Origin of the sequence: Pseudomonas sp. (genome assembly GCF_030696055.1) — a bacterium.
Classification (GTDB): Bacteria; Pseudomonadota; Gammaproteobacteria; order Pseudomonadales; family Pseudomonadaceae; genus Aquipseudomonas.
This window is the reverse complement of sequence record NZ_JAUYNP010000279.1, coordinates 1-26,297: the sequence shown is the minus strand read 5'-3', so window position 1 is coordinate 26,297 and position 26,297 is coordinate 1. Positions and strand designations below refer to the sequence as shown.

Sequence of the window (26,297 nt, the reverse complement as noted above, 5' to 3'; positions counted from 1 at the left end):
CTTCGCAGCGCTCCACCAGGTAGCGGCGGTTCGGCAGTTCGGTTAGCGGGTCGTGGAAGGCCGCATGCTGCAACTCGCGCTCGCGCTGGCGCAGGCGCTCATTGGTGGCGGCCAGCTCGGCGGTGCGTAGCTCTACCGAGTGCTGCAGCTCTGCGGCGTTGGCCTGGGCTTGCGCCAGGCGCGCGGTTTTTTCGCGGTCGGCCTGCTGCAGGGCGGCGGCCTTCTCCTGCTTGAGCATCTGGATGCGGTAGGCCAGGGCGAAGGAGAACAGGATGGTTTCGGTGGCCACCGACAGGGGGAACAGGTAAGCGGTGAAATTGCTCGGTTCGATCAGCCCGGCCGCGCGCATCACCAGCACTAGGGTGCTGCTCAGCACCGCGCCATAACCGAACAGATAAAACCGTGCGGGGATAAAGCCCTGGTAACAGCGCACACCGGCACTGAACAGCGCAGTGGGCACGGTGACGATCGGCGTCAGGGCAATCATCAGGGCCCCTTCGGCGCGCAAGCCAAAGGCATTGATCAGGATGGCGAGCATATAGAGCACGCAGCCGGTATTCAGCAGGCGGTGCGGCCAGATCAGGCCGTGTTTGGTGTAGAGCAGTTCCTGGGTGAAGCGCATGACGAAGATGCCCCATAGCGAGGGCAGGGTGATGCGGTCCAGCCAGAAGGGTACGGCGCTGCCGGGCCACAGATACTGGAAGCCGTGGCCGGTCATGCTGAGGATAAACACCAGGACGCAGGCGGTGGCCATCACGTACCAGAAGTAGGCCTTGTCGCGCAGGGCCAGCAGGATAAACAGGTTGTACAGCAGCAGGGCCAGGATCACCCCGTAGATCAGGCCGAAGCCGATATTTTCGTTGCTGGCCTGTTGCTCGAGGTCGGGAAGTTGCCAGACCTTGAGGGGGAACGAGTTGCCGGCGGGGTCCAGGCTGCGGAAATACAGGGTGATGGGTGCGCTGCCCAATTCCGGCAGTTTGAACAGCATGCGCCGATAGGCATGGTCGCGACCCTGGGCGTAGGGCACCGCATCGCCGGTTTCGCGTTTATGCCAGCCGCCCTGGCCGTCAGGCAGGTACAGCTGCAAATTGAAGATGGTGATCCCGGCGTTTTCCAGCCACCACTGGGCGGGTGCGTCCAGGCGGCGCTGCAGGCTGACCTTGACCCACCAGGGATGGCGGCTCTGGCCGACGGTGGCGCGGCCATTGGCCGGCTGGAAGCGGCTTCGCACGGCCGGGTCGGCCATGTCGGCGATAGTCAGCTGGCCGTCTACATCTTCCAGTAGTTCGATTTGCTCATTCAATGACGCGCCGCTGCTGGCGGGTGTCAGCAGTATCGGCGTGGCGCTGGCCAGGCTGTTGCAGCAGGCCAGGCTCAGCAGCAGGAGAATCGTGAAGGCTGGGCGCGACACCGCACACTCCCTGAGGTCGAGGGCATTCTGGGGTGAATATAAGCACAAGCGGGCTTGTGATCACAAACAACCCTGGCATATGGCTATCAGCCTAGGCTTAACCCTAGCAATGCAGTCGGATTTGGTTAAATTTTGTGCTATATTCCGCGGCCGCGATTTTCCATCCCTGTTCGCCAACGCCGGTCACTTTCCATGTCCATGCAAGCAGCCAAGCCGTTATTCGACTATCCAAAATACTGGGCCGAGTGCTTCGGGCCGGCGCCTTTCCTGCCGATGAGCCGGGAAGAGATGGATCAGCTGGGCTGGGATAGCTGCGACATCATCATCGTCACCGGCGACGCCTACGTCGATCATCCGTCCTTCGGCATGGCCATCATCGGCCGGCTGCTGGAGGCCCAGGGTTTCCGCGTGGGCATCATCGCCCAGCCGGACTGGCAGTCGAAAGACGACTTTATGCAGCTCGGCGAGCCGAACCTCTTTTTTGGGGTTGCGGCTGGAAATATGGATTCGATGATCAACCGCTACACCGCGGACAAGAAAATCCGTAGCGACGACGCCTACACCCCCGGCGGCCTGGCCGGCAAGCGTCCGGACCGCGCCAGTCTGGTGTACAGCCAGCGCTGCAAGGAAGCCTACAAGCATGTGCCGATCGTGCTCGGCGGCATCGAGGCCTCGCTGCGCCGCATCGCCCACTACGACTACTGGCAGGACCGCGTGCGCAACTCGATCCTGATCGACGCCTGCGCCGACATCCTGCTGTACGGCAACGCCGAGCGCGCCATAGTCGAAGTGGCCCAGCGTCTGTCCTACGGCCACAAGATCGAAGACATCACCGACGTGCGCGGCACCGCGTTTATCCGCCGCGATACGCCGCAGGGCTGGTACGAGGTGGACTCCACCCGTATCGACCGTCCGGGCAAGGTCGACAAGATCATCAACCCCTACGTCAACACCCAGGACACCCAGGCCTGCGCCATCGAGCAGGAAAAGGGCCCGGTTGAGGATCCGCAGGAGGCCAAGGTGGTGCAGATCCTGGCCAGCCCGCGGATGACCCGGGACAAGACCGTGATCCGCCTGCCGTCCATGGAGAAGGTGCGTAACGACCCGGTGCTCTACGCCCACGCCAACCGCGTGCTGCACCTGGAAACCAACCCGGGCAACGCCCGTGCGCTGGTGCAGAAGCATGGCGAGGTGGACGTGTGGTTCAACCCGCCGCCCATCCCGATGACCACCGAAGAGATGGACTACGTGTTCGGCATGCCCTATGCGCGCATTCCGCACCCGGCCTATGGCAAGGAAAAGATCCCGGCCTACGAGATGATACGTTTCTCGGTGAACATCATGCGTGGCTGCTTTGGCGGCTGTACCTTCTGCTCGATCACCGAGCATGAGGGGCGGATTATCCAGAACCGTTCCGAAGAGTCGATTATTCGCGAGATCGAGGAGATCCGCGACAAGGTGCCAGGCTTTACCGGGGTGATTTCCGACCTGGGCGGGCCGACCGCGAACATGTACCGCATCGCCTGCAAGAGCCCTGAGATCGAGTCCGCGTGCCGCAAGCCGTCCTGCGTGTTCCCGGGCATCTGCCCGAACCTGAATACCGATCATTCCTCCTTGATCCAGCTGTATCGCAGCGCCCGTGCACTGCCGGGTGTGAAGAAAATCCTGATCGCCTCGGGTCTGCGCTATGACCTGGCCGTCGAGTCGCCGGAGTACGTCAAGGAGCTGGTCACCCACCACGTCGGTGGCTACCTGAAGATCGCCCCGGAGCATACCGAGGAAGGTCCGCTGAATCAGATGATGAAGCCGGGCATCGGCAGCTACGACAAGTTCAAGCGCATGTTCGAGAAGTACTCGAAAGAGGCGGGCAAAGAGCAGTACCTGATCCCGTACTTTATCGCGGCGCATCCGGGCACCACCGATGAGGACATGATGAACCTGGCCCTGTGGCTCAAGGGCAACGGCTTCCGCGCCGACCAGGTGCAGGCGTTCTACCCGTCACCGATGGCCACCGCTACCGCCATGTACCACTCGGGCAAGAACCCGCTACGCAAGGTCACCTACAAGAGCGACGGCGTGACCATCGTCAAGAGCGAGGAGCAGCGCCGGCTGCACAAGGCCTTCCTGCGCTACCACGATCCCAAGGGCTGGCCGCTGCTGCGTGAGGCGCTGCAGCGTATGGGCCGTGCCGACCTGATCGGGCCGGGCAAGAACCAGCTGATCCCGCTGCACCAGCCGGCTACCGACAGCTACCAGAGCGCGCGGCGCAAGAACTCGACGCCGGCGGACAGCAAGAAAGTCGCAGGTGCCAACAAGACTAAACCCATGCTGACCCAGCACACCGGCTTGCCTCCGCGTGACACCGGGGCCGCTGGTGGTAACCCATGGGACAAGCGTGAGCAGGCCAAGGCGGCCGCGCAGGTGCGCAACCAGCAGGCGGCCAAGGAGCGTTCCGACGCTGCCAAGGGCAAAGGCAAGAAGCCGCCGAAGAAGCCTGTCGCGCCGCGTTGATTCAGGCCTGATCGGTCGTAGGATGGGCCGCGCAGCGGCGTAACCCATTGATCGGTCTTCGGGTTTTGATGGGTATCGCTTCGCTCAACCTATCCTACGGCCTCAGCCGTAGCGCTTCTTCGCTTCGATGGCCAGGCCGCTGCCGATGCTGCCAAAGGTGTTGCCTTCCACCTGGCGGGCATTCGGCAGCATCGCCGCGACGCTCTGGCGTAACGCCGGGATGCCGCTGGAGCCGCCGGTAAAGAACAGCGTATCGACCTGCTCGACTCCTACTCCGGCATCGCCCAGTAGTTGCGTCACGCTGGCGCGCACCCGCTCCAGCAGCGGCTCGATGGCGCCTTCGAACAGCTCGCGGGTCAGCTCGGCAACCAGGCCGGGCTCGATACGCCCGAGGTCGATGGGCCGCGCGGCCTGTTCGGTCAGGGCGATCTTGCTGTCTTCCACCTGCATCGCCAGCCAGTGGCCGTCGCGCCGTTCGATCAGCTGGAACAGGCGGTCGATGCCGCAGGGGTCGACTATGTCGTAGCGCATGCTCTGCAGCTGGCGCTGCGACTGCGCCGAGTAGACCGCGTTGATCGTGTGCCAGGTGGCCAGGTTCAGGTGCATGCTGGTGGGCATCGGCGCGTCGCTCTTCATCCGGCTGCCATAGCCGAACAGCGGCATCACGCCCTGCAGGCTGAGCTGCTTGTCGAAGTCGGTGCCGCCGATATGCACGCCACCGGTGGCGAGGATATCGTCATGGCGGTCGGCCAGCGCTCGCCGCTCGGGGGCCAGGCGTACCAGGGAGAAGTCCGAGGTACCGCCGCCGATGTCGACGATCAGCACCAGCTCTTCGCGGCTGATGTCCGACTCGTAGTCGAAGGCCGCGGCGATCGGCTCGTACTGGAACGACACATCCTTGAAACCGAGCTTGTGCGCCACCGCCACCAGGGTGTTCTGCGCTTCCTGGTCGGCCAGCGGGTCGTCATCGACGAAGAACACCGGGCGGCCCAGCACCACTTCCTCGAATGGGCGATCGGCCACGGCTTCGGCGCGGCTTTTCAGTTCGCCGATAAAGAAGCCGAGCAGGTCCTTGAACGGCAGGGCGCTGCCCAGCACCGTGGTTTCGCTTTTCAGCAGCTTGGAACCCAGCAGGCTTTTCAGCGAGCGCATCAGCCGGCCTTCGTAGCCTTCCAGGTATTCCTGCAGGGCCAGGCGGCCATAGACCGGGCGACGCTCCTCGAGATTGAAGAACACCACCGAGGGCAGGGTGATCTTGCCGTCTTCCAGTGGAATCAGGGTCTCGGCGTCGGGGCGTAGCCAGCCGACGGTGGAGTTGGAGGTGCCGAAGTCGATGCCGCAGGCGCGGGCGGGAGTGGAAAAAGTCATGCGGCGCACTGTTCCTAGAAAAACGGCCGCGCATTCTATGCGAGCGGGGCGCAGAAAGCTGCTCCGGCGGTCAGGACTTCTCTGTGGTCTAGGCGCGATCGGCTATCGGCTTAGTCGCGGCGACTCTTCCACTGCGTCCATTCGAAGCCCAGCACCACGAACAGCGACAGGGCGAAGGGCAGCAGCAGGTAGAAACCGCGGAAGACGATCAGCGCGGCCAGCACGTCGGCGGCCGGCAGTTCGGGCATGGCGGCCAGAAAGGTCACCTCCAGCACGCCCAGGCCGCCGGGGGCGTGGGACAACAGGGCCAGGGAGAAGGAGGCGAGGAAGACCCCGAGCACGACCAGGAAGCCGGGGTTGTGTTCGGCGGGCAGGGCGAAATAGATGATCGCCGCGGCGCACATCAGCTCCAGGGGGCCGGCCAGCAGCTGGCGCACGACTATGCCCAGGCGCGGGTATTCGACGTGCAACTTGCCCAGGGTCCAGGGCTTGAAGTGGCGCCAGGATCCCAGCACATATAGGCCGACCAGCAGCAGCAAGAGCGCGCCTATCACCACGGAAAACAGCGGGGTGACCTTGGCCACCCGGTGGATCAGCTCCGGCTGCAGGACCAGCACGCAACCGCTGGCCAGGAGGGTGCCGAGCACGAAGGTGAAGGAGCAGAAGACGATCAGCACGCCGATTTCGTGGGGCGTCAGGCCCTTGCTGCGGTATGCGCGGTAGCGCACCAGGGCGCCGGAAAACATCGAGGCGCCGATATTGTGGGCCAGGGCGTAAGTGGTGAAGGAGCACAGGGCGATAAAGCGCCAGGGGATCTTCTTGCCCAGGTGCGCGATGGCTATCCGGTCGTACCAGGCCAGGGCGCTATAGGCCCCCAGTGTCGCGCCGGCAGCCAGCAGCCAGTTGTGCCGGGTGATGGCCTGCAGGCTGTCGGCAAGCTCCGCGAAGGAGATGTTGCGCACTTCGTGGTAGAGCAGGTAGCCAGACAGCAGAACGGCGCCAAGGCCTATCAGCGTCCAGATTAGATCAGCCCTTTTCATCGGTGATGGAGTTCCTTCGACTGACGGCTGCAATCCCAAGTATGGATGCCATATCTCGCGAGCAGAGTGGCTCGCTTCCCTGGACCCGAGAGAACAACCTCAGGTTGTCCTGCGCATCTGCTGCGGCCATTGCGAGCCTTTCGCTCGCGAACAGGCCGCGCAGTATCGCGGAGCCGGGCGTCTGGCTCAACCTCCAGGGCCGAATTACTCGCCGCGATGGCTGGGGCGGCGGCGCTGCGCACGCTGAGCTTAGCCGTTCCAGCCCAGGGTTAGCGCGGCCAGCACGGCGTAGCGGGCGGTCTTGGCCAGGCTGACCAGCAGCAGGAAAATCCACAGGCGTTCGCCCATGATGCCGGCCACCAGGGTCAGCGGATCACCGACAATCGGCAGCCAACTGAACAGCAACGAGCCGCGACCGTAGCGGACGTACCAGCCTTGCGCCTGTTGCAGCCGGGCATCGCTGACGGGAAACCAGCGTCTATGGCGAAAGTGTTCGAGGTAGCGGCCGAGCAGCCAGTTGAGCAGCGAGCCGAGGATATTGCCGCAACTGGCCAGCGCCAGCAGCGCCCACAGCGGATAGGCCTCGCTGAGCAGCAGGGCGACCAGCGCCGTTTCCGATTGCAGCGGCAACAGGGTCGCCGCGCCGAGGGCGGAGAGGAACAGGCCCAGGTAGGCGGAGAACGTCAGCATCGACTAGGCCCCGGCAGGCGCGTGCGTCGCCGCGCCTGCAACGGCTGTCAGGGCTGTTGTTCCGGCTCGGCGTGGGCCATCACTTCTTCCAGCTTCAAACCGGTCAGGCCGTGGATGGTGCGCCATAGATAGTAGAAGATCGCCATCAGCATGAGCATCGAAGGAATCGCGATCATCGGGTAGCTGAGCAGGTTCATCCGCCCCAGTTCGGCGTTGAAGGCTTCGCTGCCGGACGGGCTGATGACTATCCACTTGGCCAGGGCGTAGTTCATCGCCGAGGAAAAGAAGAAGGTGCCGCTCAGCCAGTAAGTGGCTTTCAGCAGGCGCGCCTCGAACTGCTCGGTATTGCCGCCTTGTTCCAGGCGCTGGTGGATCTTGTCGACGTTGAGCACCGTCTTGTTGAACAGCAGGGTGCGGATCAGCGGGTAGCGGGTGCGGGTCGAGACCAGCACGGCGATGCCGATCAGCCCCGGAATCGCCGCTTCCTTGATCGCCAGCCAGTGGTTATCCAGCTTGAGCAGGCCGATGCCGCCGGTCAGCAGCACGCTGAGCAGGCCGAGCAGGGCGATAAAGTTGAATTTGCGGTACTTGATCAGCTCGAAGCTGCCCCAGCTCAGGGGGAACGCCAGCGCCAGGATCAGCGCGCCATCGGCGCCGAGTCTGGCCTCGCCACTGAGCTTCATCAGAATCAGCGAAGGAAGCAGGATGCTGATCAGCAAATCGATCAACGGGCGTGGCTTATGGGTGGCGTGGGTGGTCTGTGTGGTGTCGGTCATATCATTCATAACGCTGGGAAGAGAGGCGATCATCGCTTGCCTGGGCCGCGGCGGCTAGTCCGGCTGTCGCCGCCGGCGGAAAAAAGTCAGGGCCCGAACCCTGGTGGCGGTTGCCGACGGCTCGGGAAGTCGATGGCCGCATAGCCGGCGGACAGTCTGCCGGCGCGTCTAGAGGGGTTGATGCTAGATTGATACTACTGGGTCAATTCAGGGACGAGGATCTTATTGGCGGTGCTGGTCGATCTCTGGTGCTGGGTCAAGAAACAGATTCTGGGAGTGCCCTGATGCGCGGTCGTGATCGGTTATGCCAAGCGCTGTTACTGCTCGCGCTGCTGGCCAGTCTGAGTTCGCCGGCCTGGGCCAGGGACTGCATCGGCGTGGTGCCGGCGGGAGGCGATGCGTTTTGGCAGCAGGTGGAGAGTGGTGCGCTGCAGGCGGGCGAGGAGTTAGGGGTCGATATCTATTACCGCGGGCCACAACGTGAGGGTGGGGTGGCGGTCCAGTTGCAAGTGCTGGAGCGGGCCGTCGCGCGCGGCTGCAAGGCGCTGGTGGTCGCGCCCACCGGTAAAGAGGTTGGGGAACGGGTCAGCCAGTTGCGGGCCAGTGGTATACCGACCATCTATATGGATCGCGATTTGGCCGGTGGCGCGGCGCTGGGCCTGGTGGCCACCGATAACTTCGCGGCCGGTCTGCGCGCCGGCCAGCATATGGTCGAACTGCTCAATGGCCAGGGCCTGGTGGCGCTGCTGCGTTTGCGTCGCGGCGTGAACTCTACCGATGAGCGCGAACGCGGTTTCCGTCAGGCGGCAGAGAGCGGCGGCCTGCAGCTGGTTATCGACACCTATGTGGGCGACGACAGCCAGCTGGCCATGCAGGCCCTGAAGCCGCAACTGGCGCAGCTCGATGGCCTGTTCACCCCCAACAGCAACAGCTCGCGGGCGGCCCTGGCGGCCATGCGCCGCCTGGGGAAAGCCGGACAGTTGGTGCATATAGGTTTCGATGGTGACGAGGTGCTGCTTGAGGCCTTGCGCCTGGGCGATCTCCAGGCCTTGCTGATCCAGCAGCCGCAGGTCATAGGTTACCAGGCGGTCAAGCTGGCCCATCAGGCCCTGCGCGCCGGCTTGAGCCCGGCGCCGGTACACATGGCCCTGGAGGCACGCCTGATCACCCGGGCCAATATGGCCGAGCTGCATGAGGGCCTGCTGGAGGCGCCGCGTAAGCCTTGAAGAGAGGCTCGCCCGCCAAGGCATAAGCCGCGAACAAGGCGAATGGCACTAGCGCCTGATAAGCAACACTACCTATATGGTGTTTTCCCGTAATACTGATGCCGAGCGGTGCGGCATCGGCAGCAGGCATTGAATGGGATGAGGCGCGCCGGCAGCTTGGAACCTATCCAGCGCCGCTGGTTCGCCCATGCGAGTGAGGCGCAGTTGGTGGAAATCATAGGTGAGCGGAAATCATAGGTGAACAATAACCCCCTCAAGCGGGCCCGTAGAGCCCGCTGCAGCTGCGGCGCGCTGCTGGTGAAACTCTGCGGCGGTCTGGGCGCCGTGCTGGCGTGCCTGCTGGGCGGCTCGGCCATGGCCGAGCTGCAACTGCTGACCGAGGAGGCCCCGCCCACCAGCTTTATGCAAGACGGCGAGCTGCGCGGCATGGCCGTGGAAATCGTCCAGGCGCTGATCGAGCGCACCGGCGATGCGGCGCAGATGCAGATACTGCCCTGGACGCGCGGCTACCAGCTGGCCCAGCACCAGGCCAACACCGCGATCTTCTCCACCGTGCGCACGCCGGAGCGTGAAGCCAAGTTTCAGTGGGTCGGCCCTATCCTGCAGGGCACCACCAGTTTCTATTCGCTGAAGTCGCGCAACCTGCATTTCGCCAGCCTGGAGGAGGCGGCCGCCAGCGGCCCCCTGGCCGTGCCGAAGCAGTGGTACACCTATGAGACCCTGAGCGCGCGGGGCTTCAAGAACCTCTACGGGGTGTCCAGCCCGAAACGCATGGTGACCATGCTCAAGCACGGCCGGGTGCAGCTGATCGCCACCGAGGACCTGACCCTCAAGGACGAACTGGCCAGTGGCGGCCTGAGCCCGGATCAGGTGCAGGCCCATCTGCCGTTTATGCGCTCGGCCTATTACATCGCCTTCTCCCTGAATACCGATGCCGCCGTGATCGCGCGCTGGCGGCAGGCCTTGGCGGAAATGCGCCAGGATGGCAGTTTTGCGGCGATATTCCGCCGCTGGCTGCCCGATGCCGAGCTACCGAGCGTCAATGAGTAGCGGCTGGCCGCTGTGCCTGGATAATCCACCAGTCATACCTTCTCTCCACTACCTGGTTTGCCGATGGCCCGTTCCATTTTTGTTCAGCTCGACCTCAATGCCAGCGCTCAGCTGTTCACCCACCTGGCCGCCATGGAACGGGCCGGGGTGCCGGTGCTGCAGGCCCTGGCCAGCCTCAGCCTGCCGACCCAGGCGGATGCGGCGCTGCAGCGTCTGCGCCAGTTGCTGGCGGGCGGCAGCGATATGGCCAGCGCCGGGCTGCGCAGCGGCTTGCTCAGTCCCCTGGACAGCAGCCTGGTGCACGCCGCCCAGGCCAGCGGGTGCCTGGCCATTACCTATGCGCGCCTGGCCGAGCGCTACAGGCACCAGGCGCAGCAGGCCGCGCTGCTCAAGTCGCGCCTGCTGATGCCCGCCGCCGTATTGATCCTCGCCCTGTTTATTCAACCGCTGCCGGCCCTGGTCGGCGGCCAGTTGAGCGTGGCGGGCTATCTGTGGGTCGGCCTGCGCCCCTTGCTGTTGCTGGCCGGGCTCTATGGGCTGGGGCGGCAACTCTACCTGCGCCATCGGCGCACCCCGCTCGGGGGTGCCAGTCTGTTGGACGGTCTGCTGCAGGGCTTGCCGCTGTTGGGCACGGCCTATCGGCGGCGCAACCTGCGGGATTTCTTCGAGAGCCTGGGATTGATGCTGGAAGCCGGGCTGCCGATGCTCGATGCCCTGCCCAAAGCCTGTGCGAGTATCAGCAATGCGCCGTTGCGGGCGCAGTTCGCCGGCCTGCAGCGGGCGATCCAGGGCGGCCAGTCCCTGGCCCAGGGCATAGCCACGCTGGATTTTCCCGGCCAGGGGCTGGCGCTCGGTTTGATTCGAACCGGCGAGGCCAGCGGCACCCTGCCGGCCAGCCTGCTCAATTACGCCAACGTGGAAAGCCAGAAGCTCGACAGCCTGCGCGAGCAGCTGGCGACCTGGCTGCCGCGCCTGCTCTACGCCGGGCTGATGCTGTGGATGGCCTATGGCTTGCTCACAGGCGGCGGCTTTAGCCCGCAGTTGCCGGAGGAATTGCGGTAGTTGGCGGGCAAATTGCATTTTCAGGACAATGCTCTTATTGGCCGCCCTGTCGCCTCCTTCCGGCAACGGCCCTAGACTTAGCCGATACCTGTTGTTCTGGAAAATCCCCATGCCGATTATGCAACGAGCTTCCCACCACGATCTGCGCAGCGCCTTTCGCGCGCTGCTCGCCTCCGATTCCTGCTACCACACCGCCTCGGTGTTCGACCCGATGTCGGCGCGGATCGCCGCCGACCTGGGTTTCGAGGTCGGCATCCTCGGCGGCTCGGTCGCCTCCCTGCAGGTGCTGGCGGCGCCGGATTTCGCCCTGATTACCCTCAGCGAATTCGTCGAGCAGGCCAGCCGCATCGGCCGCGTCAGCCGCCTGCCGGTGATCGCCGACGCCGACCATGGCTACGGCAATGCGCTCAACGTGATGCGCACCGTGGTCGAACTGGAGCGCGCCGGCATCGCCGCGCTGACCATCGAGGACACCCTGCTGCCGGCGCAGTTCGGGCGTAAATCCACCGACCTGATAACGGTGGAGGAGGGCGTCGGCAAGCTTCGCGCGGCGCTGGCGGCACGGGTCGACCCGGACCTGGCGATCATCGCCCGCACCCATGCCGGCGTGCTGGCGGTCGCCGAAGTGATACGCCGCACCCAGGCCTACCAGGCCGCCGGCGCCGATGGCATCTGCCTGGTCGGCGTCGAGGACTTCGCCCACCTGGAACAGATAGCCGCGCAGCTGAGCATCCCCTTGATGCTGGTCACCTACGGCAACCCCAAGCTGCGCGACAACGCGCGCCTGGCCAAGCTCGGCGTGCGCATCGTGGTCAACGGCCATGCCGCCTACTTCGCCGCGATCAAGGCCACCTACGACTGCCTGCGCGAACAACGCGGGGTCGATACCTGCGACCTCAGCGCCTCCGAGTTGGCGCACAAATACACCCTGCCCGAGGACTATCTGGTCTGGGCCGAGAAGTTTATGGACGTCAAGGAATAGCGCGCCTTTTCGGGCGAGCTCCGCCGACCGGCTGCGCTTGTAAAAGCGCCGGTCGAGGCTCATATCTAACGCAGCGCTGGATATACCGAGTGGGAGGCTGCGATGGCCGGTGGTTGGGCAAATGACGGGGCGGTACAGGAACAGATCGACAGCAGCATCGAGGACGCCATCGCTCGCGCCCGCAGCCAGCTGCCGAGCGGCGCAAGCCTGCAGCAGTGCGAAGAATGCGCCGCGGCCATCCCCGAAGCCCGCCGCCAGGCCATCCCCGGTGTGCGCCTGTGCGTGGCCTGCCAGACCCTGCATGACCAGGAACAGGCCAAGTTCAGCGGTTACAACCGCCGCGGTAGCAAGGATTGTCTGCTGCGGTTGGTTGGGCTTCCTGTTGGTGGGGCTGAGCTCAGCGAAGCCCAACACTCCTGTCTTGAGGCCGGCACCGCTGTTGGGCTTTGTCGCTGCGCTCCTCAGCCCAACCTACGATCTACGATCCTGTGCCTCGCCTGCCCAGTCTGCGGGTAGCACACCTTGCCTGATATAACGATGGATGGACGAATATGGCCAATCGATAGGGCGTTCCACGTGAGCATGCTTGACCGGGTTGAAATGGATGTAGTCGACATGCCGTTTTAAGTCATCGCTGTCGCGGATGCAGTGTTCCCAATAACGGCGCTGCCAGACGCCGCGCTCGCGCTTGAGATGGCGAGACAGGGAAATCGGCTCAGTTGGTATGAGGGCGCGGGAAAAGCTGGATTTGATCAGCATCCAGCGTGTCGAGTAGGCGCTGTCGCCTTGTGGTAATTGCCAGATGGCATGCAGGTGCTCGGGCATAACGACCATCGCCAGGATACTGAACGGATGCCGTAAGCGAACATCGCGCACGCTCTGGCGCAGGAGCTGAATGTGATCGGTCAGCAAGGTTTGCGAGCGGTCGGCTAGGGTGACCGTGAAGAAGTGGGTGCCGCCCGGTATCCAGGCTCGTCGATAATGCATGTTCACCGTCCTTGGTGAAGCCGTAGGTAGATGGAGTGTAGGTTGGGCTGAACAACGTGAAGCCCAACATGAGGTCAATTTATCGTTGGGCTTCGCGGAGCTCAGCCCAACCTACCAGCCTCGCCCGCAGGAATCAGAACAGAAAATAGCGCTGCGCCATCGGCAGCACCTCCGCCGGCTCGCACCACAGCAACTGGCCATCGGCCTTGACCTGGTAGTTCTGCGGGTCGACCTCGATGTTGGGCAGGTAGTCGTTGTGGATCAGGTCGGTCTTTTGCACCGAGCGGCAGCCCTTGACCACGGCGATCTGCTTCTTCAGCCCGAGTTGCTGTGGCACTCCGGCGTCCAGCGCCGCCTGGCTGATAAAGGTCAGGCTGGTGGCGTGCAGGCTGCCGCCGTAGCTGGCGAACATCGCCCGATAGTGCACCGGCTGCGGCGTCGGTATCGAGGCGTTGGCGTCGCCCATCAGGCTGGCGGCTATGGCCCCGCCCTTGAGGATCAGGCTTGGCTTGACGCCGAAGAAGGCCGGGCGCCAGAGCACCAGGTCGGCCCATTTACCCACTTCGATGGAGCCCACCTCATGGCTGATGCCGTGGGTGATGGCCGGGTTGATGCTGTATTTGGCGATATAGCGTTTGACCCGGAAGTTGTCGTTTCCGGCGCCGTCGCCCGGCAGTGGGCCGCGTTGCTGCTTCATCTTGTCGGCGGTCTGCCAGGTGCGCAGTATCACCTCGCCGACGCGGCCCATGGCCTGGCTGTCGGAGCTGATCATGGAAAAAGCCCCGAGGTCATGCAGGATATCCTCGGCGGCTATGGTCTCGCGGCGGATGCGGCTTTCGGCAAAGGCCACGTCCTCGGCGATGCTCGGGTCGAGGTGGTGGCAGACCATCAGCATGTCCAGATGCTCGTCGATGGTGTTGCGGGTAAAGGGACGGGTAGGGTTGGTCGAACTCGGCAGCACATTGGGGAAGCCGCAGGCCTTGATGATGTCCGGCGCGTGGCCGCCACCAGCGCCTTCGGTGTGATAGGTGTGGATGGTGCGGCCCTTGAAGGCCGCCAGGGTGGTCTCGACGAAGCCGGATTCGTTCAGCGTGTCGGTGTGGATCGCCACCTGCACGTCGTACTGGTCGGCGACGTTCAGGCAGTTATCGATCGCCGCCGGGGTGGTGCCCCAGTCCTCGTGCAGTTTGAGGCCAATGGCGCCGGCCTTGACCTGCTCGATCAAGGGCTCGGGTAGCGAGACGTTGCCCTTGCCGGTAAAGCCCAGGTTCATCGGGAAGGCGTCGGCGGCCTGCAGCATGCGCGCCATATGCCAGGGCCCTGGGGTGCAGGTGGTGGCATTGGTGCCGGTGGCAGGTCCGGTGCCGCCGCCGATCATGGTGGTCACCCCGCTCATCAGCGCCTCTTCGACCTGCTGCGGGCAGATAAAGTGGATATGGGTGTCGATGCCGCCTGCGGTGAGGATCATGCCCTCGCCGGCTATCACCTCGGTGCCGGCGCCTATGGCGATGCTCACGTCCGGCTGGATATCCGGGTTGCCGGCCTTGCCGATGGCTTTGATGCGGCCGTCCTTGAGGCCGACGTCGGCTTTGACTATGCCCCAGTGATCGATGATCAGCGCGTTGGTGATCAGCGTGTCGACTACATCGGCGGCGCAGAGTTGGCCCTGGCCCATGCCGTCGCGTATCACCTTGCCGCCGCCGAACTTCACCTCCTCGCCGTAGGTGGTGAAGTCTTTTTCCACTTCGACCCACAGGTCGGTGTCGGCCAGGCGCACCTTGTCGCCGACTGTGGGGCCGAACATATCGGCATAGGCTTGGCGGGAAATTTTCATACTCATCCTCGTTCCTCGGATTCAGGCTGCAAGCTACAAGCTTCAAGCCGCAAGTTAGAAGCGGAGCCGGGCTGCTCTAGCTTGCAGCTTATGGCTTGCCGGTTGTGGCTGCGCCCTAGAGCGCTCCCATCACCCGACCGGCAAAGCCGAATACCCGGCGCAGGCCGGCCAGCTCGACCAGCTCGACTTCGCGGCTCTGCCCCGGCTCGAAGCGCACTGCGGTGCCGGCCGGAATATTCAGGCGCATACCGCGCGCGGCGGCGCGGTCGAAGCTCAGCGCATCGTTGGTCTCGAAGAAGTGGTAGTGCGAGCCGACCTGAATCGGCCGATCGCCGCTATTGGCCACGGTCAGGCTCAGGGTGCGGCGGCCGGCGTTGAGTTCGATCTCGCCGTCCTGGATCTGGTATTCGCCGGGAATCATGGCTGGGGCCTCGACAGGGTTTTGTAGTAGATGGCGTTGGCCCGGTAGATGCCGTCCGGACCGCAGGCATAGTCGGGCAGGCCGCCGATGCGGGTGTAGCCCAGGGCCTGGTAGAAGGCTTCGGCGTCGCTGCCGGCCTCGGTGTCCAGGTACAACAAGCCGCGTTGCAGCTCGGCCGCTGCGCCTTCCAGGCGCTGCATCAGGCTGTTGGCGATGCCACGGCGACGGGCGTTGCTGCGTACCAGCAGCTTCTGCACTTCGGCGCGGTTGAGGCCGTTGCGTTTCTGGCACAGCACCAGTTGCACGCTGCCCAGTACTTGGCCCTGCTCACGGGCCAGCCAGAGCAGGTGAGTACCGTCGCGCAGCCCGGTCAGTACCTGGTCGAAATAGACGTTGGCTTCCGCCGCGTCTAGGTTGGCGAGAAAACCCACCGAGGCTCCATGGTCCACTGCATCCAGCAGCAGTGCCAAAAGACCCTGGCGATAAGGCTCAAAGTTTGCCGCGTCGAGGCGTTCGATGGTCAGCATCAGGGCGCGCTCCGCTCGGGGCTGAGAGTCAGCTGCATAAAAGTCAGGTCCAGCCAGCGGCCGAACTTGCAGCCCACCTGGGGCATCTGCCCGCTGATGCTGAAACCGAGACGCTGGTGCAGGCGAATCGAGGCGGCGTTTTCGCTTTCGATGGCGGCGACCATCACGTGCTTGTCACAGGCCCGGGCGCGTTCGATCAAGGCCTGCATCAGCAACGGGCCGAGGCCCTGGCCGCGTTGGTCGCTGCGCACATAGACCGAGTGTTCGACGCTATGGCGGTAGCCATCGAAGGGGCGCCAGTCGCCGAATGAGGCATAGCCCAGCACCGCGCCGTTTTCGTCCAGCGCCACCAGGATCGGGTAACCCTGCTCAGCGCGGGCGCCGAACCAGGCCTGGCGGTTGGCCAGGTCGACCTGGGTTTCGTTCCAGATCGCCGTGGTGTTGAGCACCGCGTCGTTATAGATGCTCAGAATGCCGGGCAGATCGGCTGGGGTCGCGTCTTGGATAGGCATGGCGGCTTACGCAATAGGTTGGTGGACGGTGACCAGCTTGGTGCCATCGGGGAAGGTGGCCTCGACCTGGATTTCCGGAATCATCTCCGGGATGCCTTGCATCACCTGGTCGCGGCTGAGCAATGTGGTGCCGTAGTGCATCAGCTCGGCCACGGTCTGACCGTCGCGGGCGCCTTCCAGCAGGGCGGCGGAGATATAGGCCATGGCTTCCGGGTAGTTGAGCTTGACGCCACGGGCCAGGCGCCGTTCGGCCACCAGGCCGGCGGTAAAAATCAGCAGTTTGTCTTTTTCGCGGGGGGTCAGGTCCATGGTTCAGGTGCTCCAGATTCTTGGGGGGACGGCCGTGCGGCCGAGCAGGGCAGGGCGCAGCAGGTGCCAGAGTTCGATCAGCCAGGCGCGGGCGTGCAGAGCCTCGCTCGCCAGGCAGCGGGCCACCAGCAGGCCGGGTAATTGGGTCAGGTCACCGCGCACAGGCGTGTTCAGGCTGCGGCAGTGTTCCAGCAGTTCGGAGTTGATTTCGCCGCTGATCAGCAGGGTGGCGAAGACCGGTTTGCCGTCCAGGCCGATGGGCGAGTCGAGCAGGCCATCGCCGCCGACCACGCGCTGGCGTTCGTGCCAGAGCAGTTGGCCATCGCGGCGGATATTCAGTTGTGCCTGGAAGTGCCCGGCGTCGAAGCGTTCGCCACTGGCCGGGCGGCCGAGGGCGACTATGTCCCAGTAGCACAGGCGGGCATCGCCGAGCAGTTCGATTTCGCTGTGCAGTTCGGCCTGGGCACCGGCGTAGAGGATGGTCTCCTGCGGCAGCCACTCCAGGGTGGCACCGGCTTCGATGCGCAGCTTGAGCTGCTGGTAGGCCGGCGCGGCGGCGCGGTACCACTTGGCCGCGCCGGGGCTGGTCAGTTGCGCCCAGGCGCCCGTGCCCACAGTGGCCGAGATAGCCAGGCGGTCGCCGCCGGCGATGCCGCCGGGCGGATGGACGATGATGTGCTGGCACACCTGCGGACCTTCGGCATACAGGTGCTTCTGCACCCGCAGCGGGCCTTTATGCCGGCGCAATGTCGGCCGCGTCGTCTCGCCGTCGCGGCCATAGCCCAGCTCCAGCTCGGCATGCCAGCTGGGGGTAAACAGGGCGGAGGGGGCGGCTGCGTTCATTAGGTTTTTTCGTGGTGTTTTTGTTGTTGGGTATCGCTGAGCTCAGCCCAAGCTACGGGATGCTTGATCAAATCGCCACCAGGCCGCGCACGCCATCGGCTTGCATGGTCTCGCCACGGCCCTGCTGGACTATCTCGCCACGGCTCATCACCAGATATTGGTCGGCCAGCTCGGCGGCGAAATCATAGAACTGCTCGACCAGCAGAATGGCCATATCGCCACGTTCCGCCAGTTTGCGGATCACCGCACCTATCTCCTTGATCACCGAGGGCTGGATGCCTTCGGTGGGCTCATCGAGGATCAGCAGGCGCGGCTGGCTGGCCAATGCGCGGCCGATGGCCAGCTGTTGCTGCTGGCCGCCGGACAAATCGCCGCCGCGCCGTTGCTGCATCTCGCGCAGTACCGGAAATAGCTCGTAGATAAATTCCGGCACCACCTTGGCCTGGCTGCCGGGAAAACGCGACAGGCCCATCAGCAAGTTTTCCTCCACCGTCAGGCGGCCGAAGATCTCCCGCCCCTGGGGCACATAGGCGATGCCGGCGTGCACGCGCTGGTGCGGCTTGAAGCTGGTGATGGCCTGGCCTTCCCAGTGCACCGCGCCTTGCTTGGCCGGGATCAGGCCCATCAGGCATTTCAGCAATGTGGTCTTGCCCACGCCGTTACGCCCGAGCAGGCAGGTGACTTCGCCGACCTTGGCCTCGAAGCTCAGGCCACGCAGGATATGGCTGCCGCCGTAGTATTGATGCAGTTGTTGGACTTGCAGCATCTGTTTGTCCTTGTGTGTTGCGTAGGTTGGTGCTGAACGAAGTGAAGCCCAACAACCGGTTCGCAGAACCAGCCTTTGGGGCAGCGGGAGCGCTGTGCGCTCCATGTTGGGCTTCGCAAGCTCAGCGCCAACCTACGTTCGTGTTCTGCCCCTCAACGACCGAGGTACACCTCGATTACCCGCTGATCGGCCTGCACCTGCGCCAGCGAGCCTTCGGCCAGCACGCTGCCCTGGTGCAGCACCGTGACCTGGTCGGCGATGCTGCCGACGAAGCCCATATCGTGCTCCACCACCAGCAGCGAGTGCTTGCGCGCCAGGGACTTGAACAGTTCGGCGGTGAACTCGGTCTCGGCGTCGGTCATGCCCGCCACCGGCTCATCCAGCAGCAACAGTTGCGGGTCCTGCACCAGCAGCATGCCGATCTCGAGGAACTGCTTCTGACCGTGGGAGAGCAGTCCCGCCGGGCGATGGCGTGCGCCGTCCAGCTTGATGGTGTGCAGCACTTCATCGATGCGGTCTTTCTGCTCGCCGGTCAATTTGGCGCGCAGGCTGGCCCATACCGACTTGTTGGTTTTCTGCGCCAGTTCGAGGTTTTCGAACACGCTGAGCGCCTCGAATACCGTGGGCTTCTGGAACTTGCGGCCGATGCCGGCCTGGGCGATCTCGACTTCGCTCATCTGGGTCAAGTCGAGGGTTTCACCGAAGTAGGCGACGCCATTATCCGGGCGGGTCTTGCCGGTGATCACATCCATCATGGTGGTCTTGCCGGCACCGTTGGGGCCGATAATGCAGCGCAGCTCGCCGACACCGATATACAGGCACAGGTTGCTTAGCGCCTTGAAGCCATCGAAGCTGACGTTGATATCTTCCAGGGTCAGGATGGTGCCGTGGCGGATATTCAGGCCCGGGCCTGCGACCGCGCTGGCGCCAATGGCGTCGCGACCACTGCCGACGGGATCGAAGGCGGGTTCCAGCATAAGCTCGGGGATGGGGACTGCTCTCATTGTTCACCCCTCTTGCGCAATAAGCCGATCACGCCCTTGGGCAAGAACAGGGTGACGACGATAAACAGCAAACCCAGGGCGAACAGCCAATATTCCGGGAAGGCCACGGTAAACCAGCTCTTTATGCCGTTGACCAGGCCGGCGCCGAGCAGCGGGCCGATCAGGCTGCCGCGTCCGCCCAGGGCCACCCATACGGCGGCCTCGATGGAGTTGGTCGGCGACATCTCGCTGGGGTTGATGATGCCCACCTGCGGCACATAGAGCGCGCCGGCCAACCCGCACAGCACGGCGCTGAGCACCCAGATAAACAGCTTGTAGCCGCGCGGGTCGTAGCCGCAGAACATCAGGCGGTTTTCCGCATCCCTGAGTGCGGTCAGCACCCGGCCGAACTTGCTGCGCGCAAGCCGCCAGCCCAGATACAGGCTGGCCACCAGCAAGGCGACTGTGGCGAGAAACAGCACCGCGCGGGTGTGCGCCGAGGTGATATCGAAGCCGAGAATGGTCTTGAAATTGGTAAAGCCGTTATTGCCGCCGAAGCCGGTCTCGTTGCGAAAGAACAGCAGCATGCCGGCGAAGGTCAGCGCCTGGGTCATGATCGAGAAGTACACGCCCTTGATCCGCGAGCGGAAGGCGAAGAAGCCAAACACCAGGGCCAGTAAACCTGGGGCCAGCACCACCAGGCATAGCGCCCAGAGGAAGTTGTGGGTGCCGTACCAGTACCAGGGCAGCTCGGTCCAGGCGAGAAAACCCATAAAGGCCGGCAGGCCAGCGCCTGCCGCTTCACGCATCAGGTACATGCCCATGGCGTAACCACCGAGGGCGAAGAACAGGCCGTGGCCCAGCGACAGCAGGCCGGCGTAACCCCAGACCAGATCGAGCGCCAGGGCGACCACGCAGTAGCAGAGGATCTTGCCGACCAGGGTCAGGCTATAGGCCGACACATGCAGCGCGTTGTCCGCCGGCAGCAGATGCAGCAGCGGCAGGGCCAGCAGCATGGCGAGGATCAGCCCGCCGAGCGCCAGCGAGGCCTTGGGCCCGAGGGCGTAGCAGGCGCGGGCCAACAGGGTTTGATTGAGCGGCGTGGGATTCAGGGGCATGGTCATTAGTCGATCACCCGTCCTTTCAAAGCAAACAGACCCTGCGGGCGTTTCTGGATAAACAGAATGATCAGCGCGAGGATGAGGATCTTGCCCAGCACGGCGCCGATCTGCGGTTCGAGAATCTTGTTGGCGATGCCGAGGCCGAAGGCGGCCAGCACACTGCCGGCCAGCTGGCCGACACCGCCGAGCACCACCACCAGAAAGGAGTCGATGATATAGCTCTGCCCCAGGTCCGGGCCGACGTTGCCGATCTGGCTGAGGGCCACGCCGCCCAGGCCGGCGATGCCCGAGCCGAGGCCGAAGGCGAGCATGTCCACCCGCCCGGTCGGCACGCCGCAACAGGCCGCCATGCTGCGGTTCTGCGTCACCGCGCGGACGTTCAGGCCGAGGCGGGTCTTGTTCAGCAGCAACCAGGTCAATACGACGACAAACAGGGCGAAGCCGATAATCACGATGCGGTTGTAGGGCAACACCAGGTTCGGCAGCACCTGGATGCCGCCGGACAGCCAGTAGGGGTTTGCCACTTCGACGTTCTGCGCGCCGAACAGCACCCGCACCAGCTGGATCAGGATCAGGCTGATGCCCCAGGTGGCCAGCAGGGTTTCCAGCGGCCGGCCGTAGAGGTGGCGGATTACCGTGCGCTCCAGGGCCATGCCGATCGCGGCGGTAACGAAGAAGGCCACCGGCAGCGCCAGTAGCGGATAGAGGGCGAGGTAGTCCGGGGCCAGCTTCTGCAAGGCGATTTGCACCATATAGGTGGAGTAGGCGCCGAGCATCAGCATCTCGCCGTGAGCCATATTGATCACCCCGAGCAGGCCGAAGGTGATGGCCAGGCCAAGGGCGGCCAGCAGCAGGATCGAGCCCAGGCTCATGCCGCTAAAGGCCTGGCCGAGCAGTTCGCCGATCAGCAGTTTGCGCTTGACCTGGGCCAGGCTGGTTTCCGCGGCGGTGCGCACGCTGGCGTCAGTTTCCACCGCGGGGTCGAGCAGGGTTTCCAGGCGGGTGCGGGCCAGCGGGTCGCCGGTTTCACCGAGCAGGCGCACGGCCTGCAGGCGTACCGCCGGGTCGGGGTCGACCAGTTGCAGATTGGCCAAGGCCAGGCTCAGGGCGCTGCGCACCCGTGCGTCTTCTTCGCTGGCGACGCGGGCGTTAAGCAGTTCCAGCTGCGCCGGTTTGGCGCTTTTCTGCAGTTGCTGGGCGGCGGCCAGGCGCAGCGCCGGCTCTGCGGCCAGCAACTGGTGGCTGGCCAGGGCGGTACCGAGCAGGCCGCGCAGGCGATTATTAAGGCGCAGTTTGCGCGGGGTTTCAGTGGACGCAGGCTCGCCTGCGGCCGGCTGATAAGCGCCACCCACTTCGATAAACGCGGATTTGTTGCTGTCGGCGGCCACGCGCCCTTGTTGCAGGGCTTCGAGCAGCGGCAGGCGCGCGGTAGCGGGGGCGGCGGCCCAGCTTTCCAACAGGCTGGCCTGTTTGGCCGGGCTGGCGGCGACAAAGTCGTGGGCATCACCGGCATTGGCCGCCAGGGGCAGCACCAGCAGCAGGCTCAACAGAATTTGGCTAAAGGCAGTGGGCATAGTGATGTCCTAGGTATCCCGATAAGGGTTCGGGACGCTGTAGGAGCGAGCTTGCTCGCGATCAGGGCTCGGCTGGTCGGCTGAGCGTTAGAGATCGCCAGCGAGCTGGCTCCTACAGGATTGCGTCGAGGCGAACCCCGTTAGCTCAGCCGTAGCCCGGATGCAATCCGGGGAATCGGGTCCCGAATTGCATCCGGGCTACGGGCTTTCAGCTTCCTGCGCTATCAGTTGCTCGTCACCGCGTAATCCGGCTTCTTGTCGTTGCCTTCGATATAGGGGCTCCACGGCTGGGCGCGGATCGGGCTGCTGGTTTCCCAGACCACCGAGAACTGCCCGTCTTCCTGGATTTCGCCGATCATCACCGGCTTGTGCAGGTGGTGGTTGGTCTTGTCCATGGTCAGGGTGTAACCGCTCGGCGCGGCGAAGGTCTGCCCGGCGAGGGCGTCGCGCACCTTGTCGACCTTGGTGGTGCCGGCTTTCTCCACCGCTTGCGCCCACATATTGATGCCGACGTAGGTGGCTTCCATCGGGTCGTTGGTCACGGCCTTGGCCGCGCCCGGCAGGCCCTTGGCCTTGGCGTAGGCCTTCCACTTGGCGACGAACTCGCTGTTGACCGGGTTTTCCACCGACTGGAAGTAGTTCCAGGCGGCGAGGTGACCGACCAGCGGCTTGGTGTCGATGCCGCGCAGTTCTTCTTCGCCCACGGAGAAGGCCACCACCGGCACGTCGGTGGCTTCCAGGCCCTGGTTGGCCAGTTCCTTGTAGAAGGGCACGTTGGAGTCGCCGTTGACCGTGGAGATCACCGCGGTCTTGCCGCCGGCGGAGAACTTCTTGATGCTGGCCACTATGGTTTGATAGTCGCTATGGCCGAAGGGGGTGTAGACCTCTTCGATATCTTTCTCGGCCACGCCTTTGGTCATCAGGAAGGCGCGCAGGATCTTGTTGGTGGTGCGCGGGTAGACGTAGTCGGTGCCGAGCAGGAAGTAGCGCTTGGCCGCGCCGCCGTCTTCGCTCATCAGGTATTCCACCGCCGGAATGGCCTGCTGGTTGGGCGCCGCGCCGGTGTAGAAGACGTTCGGCGAGAGTTCTTCGCCTTCGTACTGCACCGGGTAGAACAGCAGGCCGTTGAGTTCCTCATAGACCGGCAGCACGGACTTGCGCGACACCGAGGTCCAGCAGCCGAAGGTCACGGCGACCTTGTCCTGGGTCAGCAGCTGGCGGCCGCGCTCGGCGAACAGCGGCCAGTTGGAAGCCGGGTCGACTACCACGGGTTCCAGTTGTTTGCCCAGTACGCCGCCCTTGGCGTTGATCTCGTCGATGGCCATCAGCGCCATGTCTTTCAACGAGGTTTCGGAAATGGCCATGGTGCCGGACAGCGAGTGGAGGATGCCGACCTTGATGGTTTCGGCCGCCTGCACGGTGAACGGGAACAAGCCGCTGAGCATCAATGCGCTGGCGGCAATTGTGGATTTCAGAAAGGGACGACGCTTCATTGTTATGGCTCCGTGCGCAACGATTGGGAGGGACCAATAGGGTCGCCAGTCCAATGGCAGCATCCGTGCCAATATCACTAACTAATTGTTTTAAAAGGGTTTATTATGTTTTTGTGGGGGTGTGTAAAGTACTGGCTGCGCCGTATCGGTGCGTGGGGAAAGGGCACTTGGGGCCTGGCGCCTCTCCTGCACCGCTTTAGAGCGACAGGTGGTTTTTGGCTATGTACTAGTTATGTGTTGCACGTAGCTTTTGTAGGGTGGGTGGCGCCGAGCCGGGGTTGAGCGGCAACTACATGTATGGGTGCGCCACGTAACCCACCAAGCGGTAATCGTCTATCACCTTTTGGTGGGTTACGGCGCCAATGACTACGCCGTAACAGATAGCCCGTGGCCAGGCGCCTAACCCACCCTACGAATCTGCTGTTAACGCAGTATCGCCGACGCGCAGCAGGTCCGAGACAGGTTCTAGAGCGACAGGTAGTTCTTCACCCCGGTAAAGATGATCTGCGCGGCCAGGGCGCAGACGAACAGGCCCATCAGGCGGCTGACGATCTGCAGGCCCTGGTCGCCCAGCAGGTGCTCGACGCGGTCGGACAGATAGAGGATGACGCCCACGGTCAGGCTGGCCAGGGCGATGCCGAGCACCGCCAGCAGCTTGTCGCCCCATTCGGGCTGGCTGGCGCCCATCAGCAGCAGCGCGCCTATGGTGCCGGGGCCGACGGTGAGGGGAATGGTCAGCGGCACTATGGTCACGTCCTGCTGCACGTTGTCGCTCTGCACCGCCGGGTTGCCCTGGGCCATACCCAGGGCCGAGATAAACAGCACGGAGCCGGCGCCGATGCGGAAGGCGTCGATGGTGATGCCGAACAGGGTGAAGATGTGCTTGCCGAACAGGTACAGCAGCACGCTGGCGATCAGCACGCCGCAGGCCACCTTCCAGGCCAGACGCTTGCGCTCCTTGACCGTATAGCCGCGGCTCAGGCCGATAAAGCAGGACAGCACGAAGAACGGGCTATAGAGCACCAGCAGTTTCAAATACAGGCTGAACAGCGCGGACGCCATGGAAAGGACTCGTTTCGAAGAAGGATGGGCTTGAGTGTAGAAGCCGCTCAGGGCTGTGTGAGCGGCTAGGGTCTGGGACAGGAATCAGGACGCTAGGGCGTCGCGTTGGCGGCGGATTTCCCGTTCGGCGACCCAGTGCTCGATCAGCTCGCGCAGTTGCGACAGCTCCACCGGCTTGGCCATATGCCCGTCCATGCCGGCCTCGCGGGCGCGCTCCTTGTGCTCGGTGAGGATATGCGCGGTCAGCGCCACCACCGGGGTGCGTGGGCGCTGTTCGGCAGCCTCCCAGGCACGCAGCTGTTCGGTGGCGGAGAAGCCATCGAGCACCGGCATTTCGCAGTCCATCAGCACCAGGTCGTATTGCTGCGCCTTCATCGCACTGAGGGCTTCTTCGCCATTGCTGGCGGTATCCGGCTGCAGGTTGAGCTTGCCGAGCATGCCGCGGATCACCTTGGTCGAGATGGTGTTGTCTTCGGCCACCAGGATGCGGAAGTCGCTCGGCACATTCAGCGGGGCGCTGGTCTGGGCCGGGGTAAACAGCGGTGATTCGCCTTTGCCGCGCTGCGCCAGTTCGTCGGCCAATGTGGTGCGCAGGGTATAGCCGGCCACCGGCTTGGCCAGGATGCGTTTGATCCCGGCGTTGCGCGCGATGATCTTGCTCGGCGCGTTGCTGATGCCGGTGAGCATGATCACCAGGATGTCGTGGTTGAGGTTGGGGTCTTCCTTGATCCGCGCGGCCAGTTGCATGCCGCTCATGCCGGGCATGTCCTGATCCAGCAGTACGGCATCGAAGTACTCGTGCAGGTGCGCCTTGGTGCGCAGCAAGGCCATGGCTTCCTTGCCGGACGGCACGGCGCTGACGCTCAGGCCCCAGGCGCTGCACTGTTGCACCAGGACCTTGCGGCAGGTGTCGTTGTCGTCCACCACCAGCAGCCGCGCGCCTTGCAGCGAGGCGTCGAGATCGGCGCTCGGCTGTTCCTGGCGCAGGCTGTCCAGGGGCAGGCTGACCCACAGGGTCGAGCCCTGATTGCCGCCACTCTGGATGCCGAATTCGCCGCCCATCAAGCGCACCAGCTGGCGGGCGATGACCAGGCCGAGGCGGCCGCCCAGCTTGGTCGCGGCGAGGAAGTCCTTGCTGTGCAGTTCGGCATTCAGCAAGGCATCGCGTTCGCTGGCGTCCAGCGGCTTGCCGCTGTCCTGCACGGCGATGCGCAGGCGTGCCTTGGCGCCGCTGTTGTCGAGGGCCACCACCAGCAGGATTTCGCCTTCGTCGGTCTGCTTGAAGGCGTTGTCCAGCAGGCTCAGCAGGGTCTGGCGCAGGCGCGTGGGGTCGCCGCTGATGACGCGCGGCACTTGCGGCTGCATAAAGCTGATCAGCTCGACCTTCTGCTGTTCGGCCTTGGCGCGGAAGATGTCCAGGCAGTCTTCGATCAGTGCATTGAGGTCGAACTGCACGTCATCCAGCTCGATCTGCCCGGACTCCAGCTTGGAAATGTCGAGAATTTCGTTGATCAGGGTGAGCAGTTCGTTGCCCGAGCTGTGGATGGTCTGCACGTAATCGCGTTGCTTGGCCGACAGTGGCGTGCCGAGCAGCAGTTCGGTCATGCCCAGCACACCGTTCATGGGGGTGCGGATTTCATGGCTGATCTTGGCGAGGAATTCCGCCTTGGCCTTCAGCTCCGCGGAGCTGGCCGCCAGGGCGCGGCTGGAGCTGAACTGGTCGTGCATGATGCGCCGCTGTCGCTCGCT

At 64.1% G+C, this 26,297-nt stretch carries 24 protein-coding genes and 1 pseudogene; 6 read left to right on the top strand and 19 right to left on the bottom strand.

Annotated elements, in window-relative coordinates; translation table 11 throughout:
* A partial coding sequence (locus tag Q8Q83_RS16550) for a 7TM diverse intracellular signaling domain-containing protein (protein WP_305625224.1) occupies positions 1 to 1,411 on the bottom strand: 1,411 nt, incomplete at its 3' end.
* A gap of 198 nt (positions 1,412 to 1,609) precedes the next feature.
* On the opposite strand from Q8Q83_RS16550, the gene Q8Q83_RS16545 reads away from it, so the two are divergent.
* Positions 1,610 to 3,922 (top strand): YgiQ family radical SAM protein, encoded by a 2,313-nt coding sequence (locus Q8Q83_RS16545; protein ID WP_305625226.1) that lies wholly within the window; start codon positions 1,610 to 1,612, stop codon positions 3,920 to 3,922.
* A 102-nt stretch (positions 3,923 to 4,024) separates the two neighbouring features.
* Here the strand turns inward: Q8Q83_RS16545 and Q8Q83_RS16540 are convergent, their stop codons facing one another.
* From Q8Q83_RS16540 to Q8Q83_RS16525, 4 genes are all read right to left on the bottom strand, one after another.
* Complete coding sequence (locus tag Q8Q83_RS16540; RefSeq protein WP_305625223.1) at positions 4,025 to 5,290, bottom strand: Hsp70 family protein; 1,266 nt, start codon at positions 5,288 to 5,290, stop codon at positions 4,025 to 4,027.
* Between the two features lie 110 nt (positions 5,291 to 5,400).
* Entirely contained in the window at positions 5,401 to 6,330 is a 930-nt protein-coding gene (locus Q8Q83_RS16535) for a YbhN family protein (RefSeq protein ID WP_305625222.1), read from the bottom strand.
* Between the two features lie 249 nt (positions 6,331 to 6,579).
* Positions 6,580 to 7,020 carry a YqaA family protein gene (locus tag Q8Q83_RS16530; protein WP_305625221.1) on the bottom strand — a complete coding sequence of 147 codons (441 nt, stop codon included), beginning with the start codon at positions 7,018 to 7,020 and terminating at the stop codon, positions 6,580 to 6,582.
* Between the two features lie 47 nt (positions 7,021 to 7,067).
* A complete protein-coding gene (locus Q8Q83_RS16525; RefSeq protein ID WP_305625220.1) occupies positions 7,068 to 7,796 on the bottom strand; it encodes a VC0807 family protein in 729 nt (242 codons plus the stop codon).
* 284 nt (positions 7,797 to 8,080) lie between these two features.
* Between Q8Q83_RS16525 and Q8Q83_RS16520 the strand changes: the two genes are divergently transcribed.
* From Q8Q83_RS16520 to Q8Q83_RS16500, 5 genes and pseudogenes are all read left to right on the top strand, one after another.
* Positions 8,081 to 9,022: a substrate-binding domain-containing protein gene (locus tag Q8Q83_RS16520; RefSeq protein ID WP_305625219.1), complete on the top strand. Its 942-nt coding sequence runs from the start codon at positions 8,081 to 8,083 to the stop codon at positions 9,020 to 9,022.
* 237 nt (positions 9,023 to 9,259) lie between these two features.
* Positions 9,260 to 10,072 (top strand): ABC transporter substrate-binding protein, encoded by an 813-nt coding sequence (locus Q8Q83_RS16515; protein ID WP_305625218.1) that lies wholly within the window; start codon positions 9,260 to 9,262, stop codon positions 10,070 to 10,072.
* Positions 10,073 to 10,135: 63 nt separating this feature from the next.
* Entirely contained in the window at positions 10,136 to 11,134 is a 999-nt protein-coding gene (locus tag Q8Q83_RS16510; RefSeq protein WP_305625217.1) for a type II secretion system F family protein, read from the top strand.
* A gap of 118 nt (positions 11,135 to 11,252) precedes the next feature.
* Positions 11,253 to 12,116: an oxaloacetate decarboxylase gene (locus Q8Q83_RS16505; RefSeq protein WP_305625225.1), complete on the top strand. Its 864-nt coding sequence runs from the start codon at positions 11,253 to 11,255 to the stop codon at positions 12,114 to 12,116.
* 102 nt (positions 12,117 to 12,218) lie between these two features.
* Positions 12,219 to 12,482, top strand: a pseudogene (locus Q8Q83_RS16500) (DksA/TraR family C4-type zinc finger protein); the annotation flags it as partial.
* Between the two features lie 105 nt (positions 12,483 to 12,587).
* On the opposite strand, the gene Q8Q83_RS16495 reads toward Q8Q83_RS16500, so the two are convergent.
* The 14 genes from Q8Q83_RS16495 to Q8Q83_RS16430 form a co-directional block, all read right to left on the bottom strand.
* Entirely contained in the window at positions 12,588 to 13,103 is a 516-nt protein-coding gene (locus Q8Q83_RS16495) for a transposase (protein ID WP_305625216.1), read from the bottom strand.
* A gap of 133 nt (positions 13,104 to 13,236) precedes the next feature.
* Positions 13,237 to 14,937 carry an urease subunit alpha gene (gene ureC / locus Q8Q83_RS16490; RefSeq protein ID WP_305625215.1) on the bottom strand — a complete coding sequence of 567 codons (1,701 nt, stop codon included), beginning with the start codon at positions 14,935 to 14,937 and terminating at the stop codon, positions 13,237 to 13,239.
* Positions 14,938 to 15,052: 115 nt separating this feature from the next.
* Complete coding sequence (locus Q8Q83_RS16485; protein ID WP_305625214.1) at positions 15,053 to 15,358, bottom strand: urease subunit beta; 306 nt, start codon at positions 15,356 to 15,358, stop codon at positions 15,053 to 15,055.
* Positions 15,355 to 15,885, bottom strand: coding sequence for a GNAT family N-acetyltransferase (locus Q8Q83_RS16480; protein WP_305625213.1), 531 nt, complete (start codon positions 15,883 to 15,885; stop codon positions 15,355 to 15,357). The genes Q8Q83_RS16485 and Q8Q83_RS16480 overlap by 4 nt, the downstream gene beginning before the upstream one ends.
* On the bottom strand, positions 15,885 to 16,397 hold the full coding sequence (locus Q8Q83_RS16475) for a GNAT family N-acetyltransferase (RefSeq protein ID WP_305625212.1): 513 nt from the start codon (positions 16,395 to 16,397) through the stop codon (positions 15,885 to 15,887). Before Q8Q83_RS16475 ends, Q8Q83_RS16480 begins: the two co-directional genes overlap by 1 nt.
* A gap of 6 nt (positions 16,398 to 16,403) precedes the next feature.
* Entirely contained in the window at positions 16,404 to 16,706 is a 303-nt protein-coding gene (gene ureA, locus Q8Q83_RS16470) for an urease subunit gamma (RefSeq protein WP_305625211.1), read from the bottom strand.
* 3 nt (positions 16,707 to 16,709) lie between these two features.
* Entirely contained in the window at positions 16,710 to 17,549 is an 840-nt protein-coding gene (locus Q8Q83_RS16465; protein WP_305625210.1) for an urease accessory protein UreD, read from the bottom strand.
* Between the two features lie 67 nt (positions 17,550 to 17,616).
* A complete protein-coding gene (urtE, locus tag Q8Q83_RS16460; protein ID WP_305625209.1) occupies positions 17,617 to 18,315 on the bottom strand; it encodes an urea ABC transporter ATP-binding subunit UrtE in 699 nt (232 codons plus the stop codon).
* Positions 18,316 to 18,467: 152 nt separating this feature from the next.
* Positions 18,468 to 19,319 carry an urea ABC transporter ATP-binding protein UrtD gene (gene urtD, locus Q8Q83_RS16455; protein WP_305625208.1) on the bottom strand — a complete coding sequence of 284 codons (852 nt, stop codon included), beginning with the start codon at positions 19,317 to 19,319 and terminating at the stop codon, positions 18,468 to 18,470.
* Positions 19,316 to 20,422, bottom strand: a complete 1,107-nt coding sequence (gene urtC / locus Q8Q83_RS16450) for an urea ABC transporter permease subunit UrtC (RefSeq protein ID WP_305625207.1) — start codon at positions 20,420 to 20,422, stop codon at positions 19,316 to 19,318. Before urtC ends, urtD begins: the two co-directional genes overlap by 4 nt.
* Positions 20,422 to 21,993 carry an urea ABC transporter permease subunit UrtB gene (urtB, locus tag Q8Q83_RS16445; RefSeq protein ID WP_305625206.1) on the bottom strand — a complete coding sequence of 524 codons (1,572 nt, stop codon included), beginning with the start codon at positions 21,991 to 21,993 and terminating at the stop codon, positions 20,422 to 20,424. The genes urtC and urtB overlap by 1 nt, the downstream gene beginning before the upstream one ends.
* Before the next feature lie 224 nt (positions 21,994 to 22,217).
* Positions 22,218 to 23,486: an urea ABC transporter substrate-binding protein gene (urtA, locus tag Q8Q83_RS16440; protein WP_305625205.1), complete on the bottom strand. Its 1,269-nt coding sequence runs from the start codon at positions 23,484 to 23,486 to the stop codon at positions 22,218 to 22,220.
* 465 nt (positions 23,487 to 23,951) lie between these two features.
* Complete coding sequence (locus Q8Q83_RS16435; RefSeq protein WP_305625204.1) at positions 23,952 to 24,548, bottom strand: MarC family protein; 597 nt, start codon at positions 24,546 to 24,548, stop codon at positions 23,952 to 23,954.
* Between the two features lie 84 nt (positions 24,549 to 24,632).
* Positions 24,633 to 26,297: response regulator (locus Q8Q83_RS16430; protein ID WP_305625203.1), on the bottom strand; the 1,665-nt coding region annotated here is incomplete at its 5' end.